17 protein-coding genes and 1 pseudogene are annotated in these 15,769 nt (G+C 71.3%); 9 read left to right on the forward strand and 9 right to left on the reverse strand.

Annotation, left to right across the window (positions count from 1 at the left end; genetic code table 11):
- The 4 genes and pseudogenes from CCN33_RS33740 to CCN33_RS31910 all read left to right on the forward strand — a co-directional run.
- A pseudogene (locus CCN33_RS33740) lies at window positions 1-148 on the forward strand (CHAD domain-containing protein); the annotation flags it as partial.
- Window positions 149-164: 16 nt separating this feature from the next.
- A complete protein-coding gene (locus CCN33_RS07920; protein ID WP_086692631.1) occupies window positions 165-596 on the forward strand; it encodes an NUDIX hydrolase in 432 nt (143 codons plus the stop codon).
- A 344-nt stretch (window positions 597-940) separates the two neighbouring features.
- Complete coding sequence (locus CCN33_RS07925; protein ID WP_086692633.1) at window positions 941-1,813, forward strand: SCO4651 family lipoprotein; 873 nt, start codon at window positions 941-943, stop codon at window positions 1,811-1,813.
- Window positions 1,814-1,902: 89 nt separating this feature from the next.
- Entirely contained in the window at window positions 1,903-2,067 is a 165-nt protein-coding gene (locus tag CCN33_RS31910) for a hypothetical protein (protein ID WP_165507347.1), read from the forward strand.
- A 9-nt stretch (window positions 2,068-2,076) separates the two neighbouring features.
- On the opposite strand, the gene CCN33_RS07930 is transcribed toward CCN33_RS31910, so the two are convergent.
- The gene (locus CCN33_RS07930; RefSeq protein ID WP_086692635.1) at window positions 2,077-2,382 is read right to left on the reverse strand and encodes a metal-sensitive transcriptional regulator; all 306 of its coding nucleotides are present in this window, start codon (window positions 2,380-2,382) and stop codon (window positions 2,077-2,079) included.
- 206 nt (window positions 2,383-2,588) lie between these two features.
- Between CCN33_RS07930 and CCN33_RS07935 the strand changes: the two genes are divergently transcribed.
- Both CCN33_RS07935 and CCN33_RS07940 read left to right on the forward strand, forming a co-directional pair.
- On the forward strand, window positions 2,589-3,209 hold the full coding sequence (locus tag CCN33_RS07935; protein WP_030804247.1) for a DUF47 domain-containing protein: 621 nt from the start codon (window positions 2,589-2,591) through the stop codon (window positions 3,207-3,209).
- A gap of 7 nt (window positions 3,210-3,216) precedes the next feature.
- Window positions 3,217-4,215: an inorganic phosphate transporter gene (locus CCN33_RS07940; RefSeq protein ID WP_086692637.1), complete on the forward strand. Its 999-nt coding sequence runs from the start codon at window positions 3,217-3,219 to the stop codon at window positions 4,213-4,215.
- Window positions 4,216-4,320: 105 nt separating this feature from the next.
- On the opposite strand, the gene pstB is transcribed toward CCN33_RS07940, so the two are convergent.
- From pstB to pstS, 4 genes are all read right to left on the reverse strand, one after another.
- The gene (pstB, locus tag CCN33_RS07945; protein ID WP_086692639.1) at window positions 4,321-5,097 is read right to left on the reverse strand and encodes a phosphate ABC transporter ATP-binding protein PstB; all 777 of its coding nucleotides are present in this window, start codon (window positions 5,095-5,097) and stop codon (window positions 4,321-4,323) included.
- Window positions 5,098-5,134: 37 nt separating this feature from the next.
- On the reverse strand, window positions 5,135-6,196 hold the full coding sequence (pstA, locus tag CCN33_RS07950; protein WP_086692641.1) for a phosphate ABC transporter permease PstA: 1,062 nt from the start codon (window positions 6,194-6,196) through the stop codon (window positions 5,135-5,137).
- Window positions 6,193-7,194 carry a phosphate ABC transporter permease subunit PstC gene (pstC, locus tag CCN33_RS07955; RefSeq protein ID WP_086692643.1) on the reverse strand — a complete coding sequence of 334 codons (1,002 nt, stop codon included), beginning with the start codon at window positions 7,192-7,194 and terminating at the stop codon, window positions 6,193-6,195. The genes pstA and pstC overlap by 4 nt, the downstream gene beginning before the upstream one ends.
- Before the next feature lie 106 nt (window positions 7,195-7,300).
- On the reverse strand, window positions 7,301-8,425 hold the full coding sequence (gene pstS / locus CCN33_RS07960) for a phosphate ABC transporter substrate-binding protein PstS (protein WP_086692645.1): 1,125 nt from the start codon (window positions 8,423-8,425) through the stop codon (window positions 7,301-7,303).
- Window positions 8,426-8,747: 322 nt separating this feature from the next.
- On the opposite strand from pstS, the gene CCN33_RS07965 reads away from it, so the two are divergent.
- The gene (locus tag CCN33_RS07965) at window positions 8,748-10,295 is read left to right on the forward strand and encodes an FAD-binding oxidoreductase (RefSeq protein ID WP_086692647.1); all 1,548 of its coding nucleotides are present in this window, start codon (window positions 8,748-8,750) and stop codon (window positions 10,293-10,295) included.
- A gap of 57 nt (window positions 10,296-10,352) precedes the next feature.
- On the opposite strand, the gene CCN33_RS07970 is transcribed toward CCN33_RS07965, so the two are convergent.
- The 4 genes from CCN33_RS07970 to CCN33_RS07985 all read right to left on the reverse strand — a co-directional run bounded on the left by CCN33_RS07970 (window position 10,353) and on the right by CCN33_RS07985 (window position 14,245).
- Window positions 10,353-11,057, reverse strand: coding sequence for a phosphatase PAP2 family protein (locus CCN33_RS07970; RefSeq protein WP_086692649.1), 705 nt, complete (start codon window positions 11,055-11,057; stop codon window positions 10,353-10,355).
- A gap of 229 nt (window positions 11,058-11,286) precedes the next feature.
- Complete coding sequence (locus CCN33_RS07975) at window positions 11,287-12,231, reverse strand: C40 family peptidase (RefSeq protein WP_208621681.1); 945 nt, start codon at window positions 12,229-12,231, stop codon at window positions 11,287-11,289.
- 160 nt (window positions 12,232-12,391) lie between these two features.
- Complete coding sequence (locus tag CCN33_RS07980; protein WP_086692653.1) at window positions 12,392-13,159, reverse strand: trypsin-like serine peptidase; 768 nt, start codon at window positions 13,157-13,159, stop codon at window positions 12,392-12,394.
- A 144-nt stretch (window positions 13,160-13,303) separates the two neighbouring features.
- Window positions 13,304-14,245, reverse strand: a complete 942-nt coding sequence (locus CCN33_RS07985; RefSeq protein WP_086692655.1) for an oxidoreductase — start codon at window positions 14,243-14,245, stop codon at window positions 13,304-13,306.
- A 98-nt stretch (window positions 14,246-14,343) separates the two neighbouring features.
- Here CCN33_RS07985 and CCN33_RS07990 point away from each other — a divergent pair, with 98 nt between their 5' ends.
- Window positions 14,344-14,952 (forward strand): TetR/AcrR family transcriptional regulator, encoded by a 609-nt coding sequence (locus tag CCN33_RS07990; protein ID WP_392228453.1) that lies wholly within the window; start codon window positions 14,344-14,346, stop codon window positions 14,950-14,952.
- A 298-nt stretch (window positions 14,953-15,250) separates the two neighbouring features.
- Window positions 15,251-15,559 (forward strand): hypothetical protein, encoded by a 309-nt coding sequence (locus CCN33_RS07995; protein ID WP_003991275.1) that lies wholly within the window; start codon window positions 15,251-15,253, stop codon window positions 15,557-15,559.
- Window positions 15,560-15,769 lie beyond the last annotated feature (210 nt).

Genomic DNA, 15,769 nt, shown 5'->3' on the forward strand with positions numbered 1-15,769 from the left:
CGCCGAGGCCGCCGCCGAAGCCGCCCAGGCCGCCCGCACCCCCCGCATCGCCCCTGCCACCGCCTACGCCCTCGGCGTCCTCCACGCCGACCAGCGCCACGAGGTCGAAGCCGCGAGATTCGCCTTCCAGCAGACCTGGCAGTCCTGACCCCGAGGAGCCTCCCGTGCCCACCGGCCCCCACGCGCTCCCCAAGCTCATCCGTGCCGCCGGCTGTGTCCTGTGGCGCCGGGCCCCCGGCACCGGTGCCCTGGAGGTGTGCCTCGTGCACCGGCCCCGGTACGACGACTGGTCGCATCCCAAGGGCAAGCTCAAGCGCGGGGAGTCCGCGGCGGCTGCCGCCGTGCGGGAGGTCGGGGAGGAGACGGGGTTCGCGGCCGAGCTGGGGGCCGAGCTGCCGACCCTGCGGTATCCGGTCGACGGGCGCCCCAAGCAGGTGCGGTACTGGGCCGCCGAGGCCGTCTCCGGGGCGTTCGTGCCCAACTCCGAAGTGGACCAGGTGGTGTGGCTGGCGCCCGCCGACGCGCGTACCAGGATCAGCCACCCCCGGGACCGCGACCTGCTCGACGCCCTCACCCAGCGGCTCGAACACCACTGAAAGGGCGGACAAAAAGACCGCAGCGCTCACGCTCCCCCGAGGTGCCCCTCCGCATCCGTCCGCGCCTGGCTGCGCGCCCGCCGGGCCGGACCCCGCCAGCCGCAACTGCACCGCGCCACGCAGAAGCGCCCCTGCTCGGTCGTCTCCGTACGGTGTTCCCGCGCCCCCTCGGGGCCCTCCTCAGACGCCACGGCGCCACGCTACCGGCCGCGCGCCGGGGCGTTCGCGCGCCCCCTCCCGCCTCCTCCGGGGCCGGTCAGCGCGTGACGGCACTCCCTACCCGTCGTTAACCGGAACGACAGGGGGCCAGTGACGGACATAACCGGCTGGGGGTAAGGCAGGCCATGGATCGGCGGCAGCACACGCGCGCGGGCAGGACGGGCGTCGCGGTGGGGATCATGGGACTCACGGTCGGGCTCGGGGCGGGCGCCTCGGGCTGTTCCGGCGACGGAGTCGCCGCCGAGGGGGTGAACGGCGCGGGCGGCGAGCCGGTGGCCGTGCTCCGGCAGGCCGCCGACACCCTGCGCGCGGCGGGCACCGCACGCGCCACCACCTCCATGGAGATGGCCACCGGCGGCACCCGGGTGACCATCCGGGGCCGGGGCGTCTACGACTTCCGGCGCCGTCTCGGCGAACTGACCGTGGTCCTCCCGGCGGACCCCACCGGCACCCCGGAGCACCGGCCCATCACCGAACTCCTGGCCCCCGGAGCCCTGTTCATGAAGAACCGGGGCGCGGGCGTGCCCGCCGACAAGTGGGTGCGGATGGAGGCGGCCACGGCCTCCGACGGCAACCTGGTCACCGGCGGCGCGACCGACCCGTACGCCGCCGCCGAGGTGCTGCGCGGGACCCGTACCGCGGCGTACGTGGGCCGCACCAGCGTGGGCGGCACCGCCGTACGGCACTACCGGGGCACCGCCGATCTGGCGGGCGCGGCCCGCGCGGCCTCGGTGGACAACCGGGCGCCGCTCGCGGCGGCGGCGAAAGGGTTCGCCACGGCCGAGGTTCCGTTCGACGCGTATCTGGACGACGAGGGCCGCATCCGCAAGCTCCGCCAGCGCTTCAGCTTCGTCAACGGACGGCAGGCGGCGGCCGTGGCGGTGGCCTCCACCACCCTGCTGCACGCCTTCGGCACCGGGGTCGACGTGACGCTCCCGCGCGAGGCCGACATCTACGCGGGCCGCCTGGCGGAGGGCCAGGGGGCCCCGGCGGACTAGCCCGTCCGTGCCATGCGCGGCGCGTGGCGCGATCCCTACTCTAGGAAGCCGGTACCGGCAGGCAGGACCGAGAGGATGAGGTGACGCGCGTGGCTCCGGTCGGCGGTACGGCGGTGCAGGACCACGTGGCCCTCGCCGAGATAGAGCTGTGCGGCGAGCTGATCATCGCCGCCTCGGCCGCCGAGGACCGGCTGAGCCTGGCGAGCATAGACGAGGTGCTCCGGGTCACCGAGGAGCGCGGAGCCGCCGCCTAGCCCGGTGGCTCAGGTGCGCAGCAGTCGGCCGATGGCCTTCGTCGCCTCGTCCACCTTCGCGTCGATCTCCGCGCCGCCCTTGAGGGCCGCGTCCGCGACGCAGTGCCGCAGGTGCTCCTCCAGCAGCTGGAGCGCGAAGGACTGCAGCGCCTTGGTGGAAGCGGAGACCTGGGTGAGCACGTCGATGCAGTACGTGTCCTCCTCGACCATCCGCTGGAGCCCCCGGATCTGGCCCTCGATCCGGCGCAGCCGCTTGAGGTGCTCGTCCTTCTGGTGGTGGTAACCGTGCGTGGCGCCGGCCTCGGTCGTCGTCATCGCGGGCCTCCATCTCGGGACGGGCGGGGACACATACCCCAGGTGGGTATATCGTAACGAATTCCGCGGGGTAGTGGACCGGTCGAAGGTCCCCCGTGCCGAGCACTGTGCCCGATGGGCGACACTGGGGGATGGCCCGATAGCCGTGGCCGGATGATGCGCCTAGCATCAGCCTGACCGAAACCAAAGCATCCCGAGGACCACACGTGCGCTTTCGTCTGACCCCCAGGGAGACGAGCTTCTACGACATGTTCGCCGCGTCCGCGGACAACATCGTCACCGGCTCCAAGCTCCTGATGGAACTGCTCGGGGCGGACTCCTCCGCCCGAGCCGAGATCGCAGAGCGTATGCGGGCCGCGGAACACGCCGGTGACGACGCCACGCACGCGATCTTCCACCAGCTCAACTCCTCCTTCATCACGCCGTTCGACCGCGAGGACATCTACAACCTCGCCTCCTCGCTCGACGACATCATGGACTTCATGGAGGAGGCCGTCGACCTGGTCGTCCTCTACAACATCGAGGAACTGCCGAAGGGCGTCGAGCAGCAGATCGAGGTGCTGGCGCGGGCCGCGGTGCTGACGGCGGAGGCCATGCCGAACCTGCGCACCATGTCGAACCTCACCGAGTACTGGATCGAGGTCAACCGGCTGGAGAACCAGGCCGACCAGATCCACCGCAAGCTGCTCGCCCAGCTCTTCAACGGCAAGTACGACGCGATCGAGGTGCTGAAGCTCAAGCAGGTCGTGGACGTGCTGGAAGAGGCGGCGGACGCGTTCGAACACGTGGCGAACACGGTGGAGACCATCGCCGTCAAGGAGTCCTGAGGCGTCGATGGACACCTTCGCTCTGATCGTGACCATCCTGGTCGCGCTCGGTTTCACGTACACCAACGGCTTCCACGACTCCGCGAACGCGATCGCCACCTCGGTGTCGACGCGCGCGCTGACCCCGCGCGCCGCGCTGGCGATGGCGGCCGTGATGAACCTCGCAGGTGCCTTCCTCGGCTCCGGTGTCGCCAAGACCGTCTCCGAGGGCCTGATCGAGACCCCGCACGGCTCCAGGGGGATGGCCATCCTCTTCGCCGCGCTGATCGGCGCGATCGTCTGGAACCTCGCCACCTGGTACTTCGGCCTGCCCTCGTCCTCCTCCCACGCGTTGTTCGGCGGCATGGTGGGCGCGGCGCTGGCGGGCGGCATCGACGTGCTGTGGAGCGGGGTGGTCGAGAAGATCGTCATCCCGATGTTCCTCTCCCCGGTGGTCGGTCTCATCGGCGGCTATCTGGTGATGACGGCCATCCTGTGGCTGTTCCGCAACGCCAACCCGCACAAGGCCAAGCGCGGTTTCCGCATAGCCCAGACGGTGTCGGCGGCGGGCATGGCGCTCGGCCACGGTCTCCAGGACGCGCAGAAGACCATGGGTGTCGTGGTGCTCGCCCTGGTCATCTCCGGCGACGAGACCTTCGGCGACCCGATCCCGGTCTGGGTCAAGATCGTCTGTGCGCTGATGCTCTCGCTCGGCACCTACGCGGGCGGCTGGCGCATCATGCGCACCCTCGGCCGCAAGATCATCGAGCTGGACCCGCCGCAGGGCTTCGCCGCCGAGGCGACCGGTGCCTCGATCATGTTCACCACGGCGTTCCTGTTCAAGGCGCCGATCTCCACGACCCATGTCATCACCTCGGCGATCATGGGTGTGGGCGCGACCAAGCGGGTCAACGCGGTCCGCTGGGGCGTCGCCAAGAACATCGTGCTCGGCTGGTTCATCACCATGCCGGCCGCCGCGCTGGTCGCCGCGGGCGCCTTCGAGCTGGTCAACCTGGCCGTGCTGTAGGACGCCGCGCAAGAAGAAAGGGCCCGCCCCCGGAACACCGGGAGCGGGCCCTTCCCACATCCTCGCGGTGGCACCGCCATGCAGCACCGCGAGGGGCTCGGCGGCTCAGCCGAAGCGGCCGGAGATGTAGTCCTCCGTGGCCTGGACCGACGGGTTGGAGAAGATCCGCTCGGTGTCGTCGATCTCCACCAGCCGGCCCGGCTGCCCCACCCCGGCCAGGTTGAAGAAGGCCGTACGGTCCGAGACGCGCGCCGCCTGCTGCATGTTGTGCGTCACGATGACGATCGTGAACCGCTCCTTCAGCTCGCCGATCAGGTCCTCGATCGCGAGCGTGGAGATCGGGTCGAGCGCGGAGCACGGCTCGTCCATCAGCAGCACCCGCGGCTCGACGGCGATGGCCCGCGCGATGCACAGCCGCTGCTGCTGGCCGCCGGAGAGGCCGGAGCCGGGCTTGTTCAGCCGGTCCTTGACCTCGTTCCACAGGTTGGCGCCGCGCAGCGACTTCTCCACCACGTCGTCCAGCTCGCTCTTGCGGTAGCCGCCGTTCAGGCGCAGGCCCGCCGCCACGTTCTCGAATATCGACATGGTGGGGAACGGGTTCGGGCGCTGGAACACCATGCCGACCTCGCGCCGCACCGACACCGGGTCGACCCCGCTGCCGTACAGGTCCTCGTCGTCCAGCAGCACCTTGCCCTCGACGCGGCCGCCGGGGGTCACCTCGTGCATGCGGTTCAGGGTGCGCAGGAACGTCGACTTGCCGCAGCCGGAGGGGCCGATGAACGCCGTCACCGAACGCGGTTCCACGGTCATCGAGATGTCCTCGATCGCCTTGTGGGCGCCGTAGAAGGCGGTGAGTCCGCTCACATCGATTCGCTTGGCCATTGCTTCACTTCCAGTCGGTCACTGAGGGGGGCCGCGGTCAGCGACCGGTCTTGGGGGCCTTCCAGCGGGCGATGCCGCGGGCCACCAGGTTGAGGATCATCACGAACGCGATCAGCGTCAGCGAAGCGGCCCAGGCACGGTCGTAGGCCACGCCCGCGCCCGCGCTCTGCGCGTACTGCTGGTAGATGTACAGCGGCAGCGACGCCTGGGCGCCCTCGAAGGGGTTGGCGTTGATGAAGGGGTTGCCGAACACCAGCAGCAGCACCGGGGCGGTCTCGCCCGCGATCCGGGCGATGGCCAGCATGACGCCGGTCGTGATGCCGCCGAGCGAGGTCGGCAGGACCACCTTGAGGATGGTCCGCCACTTCGGGATGCCGAGCGCCAGGGACGCCTCGCGCAGCTCGTTCGGGACCAGCTTCAGCATCTCCTCGGTGGAGCGCACCACCACCGGCATCATCAGGATCGCCAGGGCCAGCGAACCGGCGAACCCGAAGGGCTGGAGGTCGAGGATCAGCATCAGGCTGAGGATGAACAGGCCCGCGACGATGGACGGGATGCCCGTCATCACGTCGACGAAGAAGGTCACCGCCAGGGCGAGCCGGCCCCGGCCGTACTCCACCAGGTAGATCGCGGTGAGCACACCGATGGGTGCGCCGATCGCGGTGGCGAGGCCCACCTGCTCCAGGCTGCCGAGGATGGCGTGGTAGATGCCGCCGCCGGGCTCGGAGTCGGCGACCAGGCCCATGGAGTGGCTGAGGAAGTAGCCGTCGAGGACCTTCACACCGCGCGAGACGGTCGTCCAGACCAGCGACACCAGCGGGACCACGGCCAGCAGGAACGCCACCCAGACCAGCGCGGTGGCGACCCGGTCCTTGGCCTGCCGGCGGCCCTCCGCACGGGCGGCGACCGCGTAGGTGCCGAGGACGAACAGCAGCGCGGCGATCAGGCCCCACTGGACGTGGCTGGTGAGCCCCGCCACCAGACCGATACCCACGGCCAGGGCGAGAGACCCGGCCGCGACGGCCCACAGGGACCACTTCGGCAGCCCGGCGCCGCGCCGAACACCGGCGCCGTCACGGGGATTGAGTGCGGTGCTCATGCGTTGGCCCCCGAGTACTCCTTGCGGCGGGCGATGATCGCGCGGGCCGCGCCGTTGACCAGCAGGGTGATGACGAACAGGACCAGACCGGAGGCGATCAGCGCGTCCCGGCCCTGCACGGACGCCTCACCGAACTTGGAGGCGATGTTCTGGGCGAAGGTGCCGCCGCCGGGGTCGAGGAGGCTGGCCTGGATGTCGTAGCTCGGGGAGAGCACGGTGGCCACGGCCATCGTCTCGCCGAGCGCGCGGCCGAGGCCGAGCATCGCGGCCGAGATCACACCGGAGCGCCCGAAGGGCAGCACCGCCATGCGGACGACCTCCCAGCGGGTGGCGCCGAGGGCCAGCGCGGCCTCCTCGTGCATCCGGGGCACCTGACGGAAGACCTCGCGGCTCACGTTGGTGATGATCGGCAGGATCATGATCGCCAGCAGGATGCCGACGGTGAGCATCGCGCGCGGGGCGCCGCCGTTCCAGGCGAAGATCCCGGTCCAGCCGAGGAACTGGTCCAGCCAGCCGTACAGGCCCTGCATGTGCGGGACGAGGATCAGAGCGCCCCACAGGCCGTAGACGATCGAGGGCACGGCGGCGAGCAGGTCGATCACATAGGCGATCGGGCCGCTCAGCCGGCGCGGGGCGTAGTGCGTGAGGAACAGCGCGATGGCCACCGCGACGGGCAGCGCCAGCGCCATGGCGACGACCGAGGAGACGACCGTGCCGAAGGCCAGCACCGCGATGCCGAAGACCGGCGGGTCGGTGTTGGTGTTCCACTCGAAGGTGGTCAGGAAGTTGCCGTCGTCGGCGCTGATCGCCAGGCACGCCCGGTAGGTGAGGAAGACCGCGATCGCGGCCATGACCACCAGCAGCAGGATGCCCGAGCCGCGCGAGAGGGCAAGGAAGATCCGGTCGCCGGGGCGGGTCACGCCCCGTGCGGTCCGCCGCTCGTCGGCGTCGGGCCGGGGGGCGGAGGGGGGTACGTCGGTTGTCGTCGATATGTCCATCGGGTTCTCCGGTCTGCTGAGCCGCGCGGGGCGGCTCGGGCGGCGGTGCACCGGACGGTGCGCCCGGCCCCGCTGGGCGGGACCGGTGCGCACACTCGGGATCGGGTCAGCTCAGGGAGGCGACGGTGGTACGGACCTTGGCGATGATCTCCGCGGGGATCGGCGCGTAGTCGTTCTGCGACAGCACCTTCTGGCCGTCCTCGCTGGCGAGGTAGGTCAGGAACGCCTTGGTCGCGGGCAGCGTCTCGGGCTTGTTGCCCTTGTCGCAGACGATCTCGTACGTGACCAGGGTGATCGGGTAGGCGCCCTCGGCCTTGGTGTTGTAGTCCAGCTTCAGCGCGAGGTCCTGGCCCGTGCCGACGACCTTGGCGGCCGCGATGTCGGCGGTGGCGGAGTCGGTGGAGGGCTTGACCGGGGTCTTGGCACCGGTGGCGATGGCCACGGTGGTCATGTCCTTGGCGTAGGACAGCTCGAAGTAGCCGATCGCGCCCTGGTTCTGCTTGACGCCCTGGGCCACGCCGGACGACCCGGAGGCCGCCTGGCCGCCCTTGGCCTGCCACGCCTTGCCGCCCTCGTACTTCCAGTTGTCCGGGGTGGTGGCGATCAGGTACTTGGTGAAGTTGTCCGTGGTGCCGGAGTCCTCGGAGCGGTGGAACGGCTGGATCTTCAGGTCGGGCAGCTTCGCCGAGGGGTTCAGCTTCTTGATCGCCGCGTCGTTCCACTTCTGGATCTTGCTGTCGAAGATCTTGGCGAGCGTCGGGGCGTCCAGCACCAGGTTGTCCACGCCGGGCACGTTGTAGCCGAGCGCGATCGGACCGCCGACCATCGGGAGGTCGATGCCCTGGCCGCCCTTGCAGACCTTCTTGGAGGCGGCGACCTCCTCCGGCTTCAGGGCGGAGTCGGAGCCGGCGAAGGCGATCTGGCCCTGGTTGAACGAGGTGACACCGGCGCCGGAGCCGGCGCCCTTGTAGTTGATCTGCACGCCGCACGCCTGGGAGAAGTTCTTCACCCACGCGTCGATCGCGTTCTTCTGGGCCGAGGACCCGTCGGCCAGGAGCTGGCCCTTGGCGCCGTCGCACTTGATCGAACCGGCGGCGGCCGACGACGACGAGCCGTTGCCCGTCTTCGTGCCCGTGTCGTCGGAGCCGCACGCCGTCAGGGCCAGGGCACCGGAGACGGCGACCGCACCGAGCGAGAGGGCGCGCAGCCGGTTCTTGCGCTGAAGCTTCACGTTCGGAAGTTCCTTCCAGGAGCCGCCGCTAGGGGCGGCGTGCGACGTTGGGTGGTACGCGAGTGCATCCTGTCCGCACTCCGTACCGGCTACGGCCGAAATTAGGCAGAACAGGTGAAGCCGCCGATGGCCCGAAGTGAACGAGGGGTGAACCCCTGCCGTCGGCCTGGTGAGGTGACGGAACGCTTACGGCCAGGACACGCGGAGGTCCCGACGGGCGCCCGCGTCTGACGCGTTCTCGCCCCTGTCCGGAACCCAGGCCCCCCGGACGCCGTCTGGCTCCCCGAAGGATCACCGCAAGGGCGAGGGGACGGCGAGCGACATGGACCGGCGGACGTTTCTCACGGGCGGCGCCACCGCCCTCACCGCACTCACCGCCTGCGCACCCGCGGGCGCCTCCGCCCGGCCGGGGCCTTCCGGTTCGCGGGTGTCGGCCACCATGACGACGGCGTCCGTGAAGGCCGCCGCCGACTGGACCGCTCTCGCGCGCGACCTCGACGGCACCCTGGTCCGCCCCGGCGACGCCTCCTGGACCCCGGCCCGCCGCCTCTACAACACCCGCTTCGACTCCCTGCGCCCGGCCGCCGTCGCCTACGCGGCCCACGCGGCCGACATCCGCACCCTGCTGGCGTACGCCCGCGCCCACCGGATCAAGGTGGCGATCCGCAACGGCGGCCACTCCTACGCCGGTTACTCCTCCGGCGACGGCCGCCTGATCGTCGACGTGTCCGCCCTGAACCGGGTGAGCGCCTCGGGCGGGCACGCCGTGGTGGGCGCGGGGGCCAAGCTGATCGACGTGTACCGGACGCTGGGCGCGAAGGGCGCGACCATACCGGCCGGGTCCTGCCCGACGGTCGGGATATCCGGGCTGGTGCTCGGCGGCGGCCACGGTGTCGCCTCCCGCGCCTACGGCCTGACCTGCGACAGCCTCACCCAGGCGACCCTGGTCACGGCGGACGGCCGCACCCGCACGGCCAACGCCCATGAGAACGCGGACCTGTTCTGGGCGCTGCGCGGGGCGGGCAACGGCAACTTCGGCGTCGTCACCGAGCTGCGCTTCACCACCCACCGCGCCCCGCAGGCCGTCACCGCCTCGCTGCGCTGGCCCTGGGCGAAGGCGGCGGCCGTGCTGAAGGCGTGGCAGGAGTGGGGGCCCACCCAGCCGGACGAGATCTGGTCCGCCCTGCACCTGGAACGCGCCGGGAGCCGCACCCCGACCGTCTCCCTCTCCTGCTTCTCCATGGGCTCCAGGAACGACCTGGAGAACGCCGTGGACCGCCTCGCCCACCGCGCGGGCGCCGACGCCTCCGCCGTCTCCCTGCGCAACCACGGCTACGAGGAGGCGATGGAGATATACGCCGGCTGCTCCGCCTTCGCCACCGACGCCCAGTGCCATCTGCCGGGCACCACCCCCGGCCGCTCCCCGCGCGGCGCCCTGCACCGCGAGACCTACGCGGCCCGCTCCGACTTCTTCGACCGCTCGCTGTCCCCGGCCGGCGTCGCGACCCTGCTGAAGCGGGTCGGCGCGATGTCCGGCGGCGCGGGCAGCGTGGCGCTCACCGCGCTGGGCGGCGCCGTCAACCGGGTCTCGCCCACCGCTACCGCCTTCGTGCACCGCCGCTCCCGGATGCTGGCCCAGTACCTCGCCTCCTGGGACGCGGGCGCCTCCGGCTCGGCCGCCCGCTCCTGGCTGGACGCCACCCACACCGCGATGCGTCCCCACGCCTCGGGCGCCGCCTACCAGAACTACACCGACGCCGCCCTGACCGACTGGCGCCGCGCCTACTACGGCAGCGCCGGCACCCGGCTCGCCGAGGTGAAGAAGCGGTACGACCCGGACCGGTTCTTCGGGTACGCGCAGGGGCTGTGACACGCCAGAAGGCCGCGGCGAGCGAGCCGCGGCCTTCTGGTCAGGTCCACCAGCCGCCTACGCGGCCAGGTCCTTCTCCCCCGACCCCGCCGGCTCCCGGCCGCCGGAGAACAGCGCGTCCCCGCGCTCACCGACCGCCGGACGGGCGCTCACCAGCCGTCCCGCGCGCGGCGAACGGGCGATGGCCCGCACCAGCGGGGTCAGCAGCGCCGTCGCGGGCGGGGAGAGCAGCAGCGCGACCGCCGTACCGAGGGCGAAGCCGCCGATCACGTCGGTCGGGTAGTGCACGCCCATGAAGACCCGGCAGAAGCCCTCCAGCAGGGCGAGAGCGATACCGGCGATGCCGAAGCGGCGGTTGGCGACGAAGAGGCCGACCCCGATCGCCATGGTGATCGTCGCGTGGTCGCTGACGAACGAGTAGTCGCTCTTGCCCGCGATCAGGACGTCGAGCCCCTGGTGGTCCATGAAGGGGCGGGGCCGCTCCACGAAGCCGCGGATGGGCACGTTCACCAGGACGGCCACGGCCGCCGCCAGCGGCGCCCAGACCAGCGCGGCCACCGAGGACACCGCCTCCGGGCAGCCCCGGCGCCGGACCGCCAGCCAGCAGCCGAGGACCAGCAGGACCATGGCCACCGGGAGTCCGTACTCGCCGACGAACTCCATGACCCGGTCGAACCAGTGCGGGGCGGCCTTCGCCAGGCCGTTGATGTCGTAGAGCAGCTCGACGTCGGGGTTCGATCCGGATTCGGCGAGTACAGCCATGGTGCTGCGGCCCCTTCGTCGTCTTACCGGACGCACCCAGTGTGCGTCGCGCCAACCCCCCGTGGGTCGTAGATCCGCTTCCGTTGCACTGGCGCACTGACGTCTGCTCGGCTACGTGAACAGGAACGCACAGCCCCTGCGCATACGTTCCACCCTCCACCGAATGATCACTCAGACGTTATCGAAGAGAAACCCGTACGCGCAGCTCAGGGGGCGGGTTCACGCTCCGCTACACATGTGTGGGGAGCGCTTTCGCGCCATCCTCGGTGACCCTCGTGGCACCGAAGTAGTCACCGCCGTCGATCGGGTCGAACCGGATCACCGCACCCGTGCGCGGCGCGTCGATCATGTACCCGCCGCCCACGTAGATGCCCACGTGGTGGATGGCCCGCGAGTCGGTCGGATCGTGCGAGAAGAACACCAGGTCGCCGGGGAGCAGTTCGTTCCGCGCGGGATGCGGACCCGCGTTGTACTGGTCGTTCGCCACGCGCGGCAGCTTGATCCCGACTTTGTCGTACGACGCCTGGGTCAGCCCCGAGCAGTCGAACCGCCCGCTCTGCGCGGCCGTGCCGGTGCCGCCCCACAGATACGGGGTGCCGAGCTTGCTCTGCGCGTAGGCGATGGCCCCGGCAGCCTGCCGGGAGGGGTCGACCCGGGCGACGGGCGCGGCGAAGCTTTTCGCCAGCGTCGTGATCGTCTTCACGTAGTTCCGGGTCTCCCGGTAAGGCGGCACGCCCCCGTACCGGATGACCGCGTACGCGCCCGCGTTGTAGGCGGCCAGCATGTTGGCCGAGACGTCACCGGGAACGTCCTTGACGTACTTGGCGAGTTCGCAGTCGTAGGAGGCCGCCGACGGGATCGCGTCGTCCGGGTCCCACACGTCCCGGTCCCCGTCGCCGTCCCCGTCCACCCCGTGGGTGGCCCAGGTGCCGGGGATGAACTGCGCTATCCCCTGCGCCTTCGCGGGGCTGCGCGCACCGGGGTTGAACCCGCTCTCCTGGTACAACTGGGCTGCCAGCAGTGCCGGGTTGATGGCAGGACAGAGGTTGCCCCACTTCTGCACGAGCGTCTGGTACGCCGCCGGGACGGCGCCCTTGGCCAGCCCGACACCGCCGGCGGCGGCCCCGCCCGCGAGGTTCCCCGCGACGACGTACACCCCGACGACGAGCAGCATCACGAAGCTCAGGCCGAGTCCGATCGCGGCGCCCCCGGCCACCCATACTTTGCGCACGGGTCAACTTTCCCCCATGAAGGGCCGGTTCAAGGCCCCTTTGCCCCCGTGGCCGACACTCAGGCCAACAATTCGGCCTATCCGGGCCCGTTCCGACGCCCCTTCAGCTCCCGGTGGCCGTCCGGTACAGCGCGGCCGCCGCCCGCCCCAGCACGACGCTGTAGGAGACGTCCGCCGTCGACCCGCCCCGCTGGTGCCCGCCGAGCACCCCGACCACCTGCCCGGACCCGTTCAGCCACGGGCTCCCGCTGGTCCCACCGGTGAAGCCGGGGCAGTGCACCCGCTGCTGGGTCAGACCGCGCGCCACCGGCCGGTCGGTGCACATCACCGGCGTCTCGCGGGCGTCCGGCAGCCCGAAGAGCGTGACGGCGCTCGCGCCGGCCGCGGTCCCGGTGGCGAACCGGTTCCCGCCGACCACGTCCTCGACCTGTCGCCCGTCCACCTCATCGACGTGCGCGAAGGCCACGTCGCTGTCCTCGTCCTCGTCCGCCGTCCACCCCGCCGGCAGCACCCACTCCCCCACCGGCCACATCCCGTACGGCGCCCGGCCGTTGCGGTAGCCCGGCGCGAAGAACAGCTTGCCGTCGGCATGGGTGATGCAGTGCGCGGCGGTGACCAGCAGATCATGGGCGGGGCTGTGCACCACCGAGGCGGTGCAGAAGTGACCGCGCTCCGGCCGGCCCGCGGCGTCCGCGCCGAACAGCGCGCCCACCCGGGCGGTCCGCGCGTCGGCGGGCGCGGTGACGGTCACCTCGAGCGGGCCGCGCCCGTCGTCGGCGGCCGCGACGGAGGCCGAGGTGAGGGCGAGCATCACGACCGCGCCGAGCAGGGCGGGCCGCGAGGTGACCGGGTTGCGTGCGCTGCGCTTCATCAGTCCTCACTCTGTCCCCATAGGGTGAGAAACCTGCCCGGCCGTCGCTGAGATTTTCCTGTGAACCGCTCCCGGGACTCACCCGCCGTCGGCCGGAGTTCCGTCCAACCTACCCGCGCCGGTCACCCTCCGCCCGTTCTGCGGTCACCCGCTGTCAACACCGCTGGTCGCGGGCTCCGTGAGCCCCCAGGTGACGCCGGTCAGCTCCTCGGAGAGCGTCCACAGCCGCCGGGCCGCCCCGGGGTCGCTCGCCGCCGCGCTCCGGCCGACCAGCGCGGGGGCGCCGCGCATCTCGCCGAGGCCGCCGGGACCGACGTAGGACGCGCCGGGCAGGTCCTGGGTGGCCGCGTACAGGGTGGGCAGGGAGCCGCCCTTGTCGTCCTGGGCGAACACCTTGTTGCCGACGCCCATGAAGAGGCGGGCCAGCGGGTTCGCGGCATGGCTCTGGAGGTTGGTCGCCGCGTAGCCGGGGTGGGCGGCGAGGGCGCGCACCGCGGACCCCGCCTCGGTGAGGCGCCGCTGGAGCTCCAGGGTGAACAGGAGGTTGGCCAGCTTGGACTGGGCGTAGGCGCGGGTCGGGGTGTAGCGGCCGCGCAGATTGACGTCGTCGAAGCTGATCCGGCCGTCCCCGCCCCGGTGCAGCCCGGAGGAGACGGTCACCACGCGGTCGGTGAGGTGCGGCAGCAGCAGGTTGGTCAGGGCGAAGTGCCCGAGGTGGTTGGTGCCGAACTGGGTCTCGAAGCCCTGCTTCGTCCGTCCCTCGGGGAGCATCATCACGCCCGCGTTGTTGACCAGGAGGTCCAGCGGGCGGTCCCAGCCGGCCGCGAACTCCCGTACCGAGTCCAGGTCCGCCAGGTCCAGCCGGCGCACCTCGGTGCTGCCGCTCACCCGCCCCGCCGCGGCGGCGCCGCGCGCCAGGTCCCGCACCGCGAACACCACATGCGCCCCGGCCCGCGCCAGCGCGGCGGCGGCCATGAAGCCGATCCCGCTGTTGGCACCGGTCACCACGGCCGTACGGCCGCTCAGATCCGGCAGGCGGTCCACATTCCACTGGCGCGCGGTGCGCGCTTCACTCGTCTCGGCCATGGGCCCAATGTAGGCAACGCCAACAATGATGTCAACGACAACAATGCAGCCACCGTCAACAAAGCTGGCGCCGACAACATCGGGATACCATGGCCCCCATGCCGCGCATCCCCACCAGCCGCCCGTACCACCACGGCGACCTGCGCGCCGCCCTGCTCCAGAGCGCCGAGCGCACCCTGCGCGAGAAGGGGGCCGCCGCCCTCTCCCTGCGCGAGCTGGCCCGCGCCACCGGCGTCAGCCATGCCGCCCCCGGCCGCCACTTCAAGGACAAGCAGGCCCTCCTCGACGCCCTGGCCCTCGCCGGCTACGAGCGCCTCAACCAGGCCCTCACCGCCGCGGCCGCCGACACCCCCGAGGCGGACTTCGAGCAGCGCCTGACCGCCCTCGCGCGGGCCTACCTCGGCTTCGCCGTCGACAACCCCGAGCTGCTGGAGCTGATGTTCGCGCGCAAGCACGAACCCGACAGCTCCGGCCGGCTCGCCGCCGCCGTCGACCAGTCCCTCGGCTCCCTCACCCGCACCTTCGCCCGCGCGCAGGAACGCGGCGAGATCGTCCAGGGCGACCCCGAGCGCATCACCCTGGTCGCCGCCGCCAGCCTGCACGGCCTCGCCGCCCTCATCGCCGGCTGCGCGCTGGACGCCGAGGAGGCGATGGCCGGTCTCGACACCCACGTCCGCCTGCTGCTGCACGGACTCAAACCGCGCTGACGCCGCGTGAGAACATCGTCTCGACGTCTCACCCGACCGGCCGTCAGAAACCGCGCGGGGGACGGAAGGGCCGTAAGAGAACCCAACGACGGAACCACACCACAGGTTTCGCACCCGCGTCATTGCCCGGCGTGACCTGCCGTGATACACAGAGTGACCGTACGCGCCAAATGTACGAGACCCGCCTGTGAATGCCGCCAAGTCGACATACGACGGCGACGTTGTCGGCGACAATGGGACCTGACCTCTGCACACCGCAGAGGAGCGGCACAACTACCCACCAGGGGCGGTGACTTACATGCTCTTTGCGGCCGACAAGGGAGACATCAACACCATCATCGGCGGAATCGCTCCGGACTGGGGGCCTTTCGGCAGCCTGGGCAACGAAGCGAAGGTGATGATCGAGGTCGTGATGGCCGTCGCCATCCTTCTCTGCCTCGGCATCGCCATCTGGGGCGCGGCCAAACAGCGCATCGGCGCCACCGCGCTGCGGGACACCTTCAGCGCGGAACAGGGCAAGGGACTCATCATCGCGGGCCTCACCGGGGTCTTCATCATCGGCTCCCTCGGCACGCTGTTCACCATCGTGTACGGCATGGCCGTCTGACGCCCGGACTCGAGGTCGCGTTTCCCTGATGTCCAGTCACCACACCGCGCCCGCGCGAGGACCAGCCCGGCTACCGTCGTATGAACACCAGGCGGAGAGGGCGGACGCGGCATGAGCACCTCAGGCGAACACGGTTACCCCGACACCGGGCACACCCGCACCCACCTGCCCGGCGGCGACCCCTACGGCGGCGCCCCGCGCCGCACCCCC

Origin of the sequence: Streptomyces recifensis (genome assembly GCF_002154615.1) — a bacterium.
GTDB lineage: Bacteria > Actinomycetota > Actinomycetes > Streptomycetales > Streptomycetaceae > Streptomyces > Streptomyces griseoluteus.

Excerpts from the sequence above, each read along its gene's own strand:
- CCN33_RS07925 (WP_086692633.1), top strand. The coding sequence starts at position 941 with ATGGATCGGCGGCAGCACACGCGCGCGGGCAGGACGGGCGTCGCGGTG.
- CCN33_RS07930 (WP_086692635.1), bottom strand. The coding sequence starts at position 2,382 with ATGACGACGACCGAGGCCGGCGCCACGCACGGTTACCACCACCAGAAG.
- CCN33_RS07940 (WP_086692637.1), top strand. The coding sequence starts at position 3,217 with ATGGACACCTTCGCTCTGATCGTGACCATCCTGGTCGCGCTCGGTTTC.
- pstB (WP_086692639.1), bottom strand. The coding sequence starts at position 5,097 with ATGGCCAAGCGAATCGATGTGAGCGGACTCACCGCCTTCTACGGCGCC.
- pstA (WP_086692641.1), bottom strand. The coding sequence starts at position 6,196 with ATGAGCACCGCACTCAATCCCCGTGACGGCGCCGGTGTTCGGCGCGGC.
- pstC (WP_086692643.1), bottom strand. The coding sequence starts at position 7,194 with ATGGACATATCGACGACAACCGACGTACCCCCCTCCGCCCCCCGGCCC.
- CCN33_RS07965 (WP_086692647.1), top strand. The coding sequence starts at position 8,748 with ATGGACCGGCGGACGTTTCTCACGGGCGGCGCCACCGCCCTCACCGCA.
- CCN33_RS07970 (WP_086692649.1), bottom strand. The coding sequence starts at position 11,057 with ATGGCTGTACTCGCCGAATCCGGATCGAACCCCGACGTCGAGCTGCTC.
- CCN33_RS07975 (WP_208621681.1), bottom strand. The coding sequence starts at position 12,231 with ATGCTGCTCGTCGTCGGGGTGTACGTCGTCGCGGGGAACCTCGCGGGC.
- CCN33_RS07980 (WP_086692653.1), bottom strand. The coding sequence starts at position 13,159 with ATGAAGCGCAGCGCACGCAACCCGGTCACCTCGCGGCCCGCCCTGCTC.
- CCN33_RS07985 (WP_086692655.1), bottom strand. The coding sequence starts at position 14,245 with ATGGCCGAGACGAGTGAAGCGCGCACCGCGCGCCAGTGGAATGTGGAC.
- CCN33_RS07990 (WP_392228453.1), top strand. The coding sequence starts at position 14,344 with ATGCCGCGCATCCCCACCAGCCGCCCGTACCACCACGGCGACCTGCGC.
- CCN33_RS07995 (WP_003991275.1), top strand. The coding sequence starts at position 15,251 with ATGCTCTTTGCGGCCGACAAGGGAGACATCAACACCATCATCGGCGGA.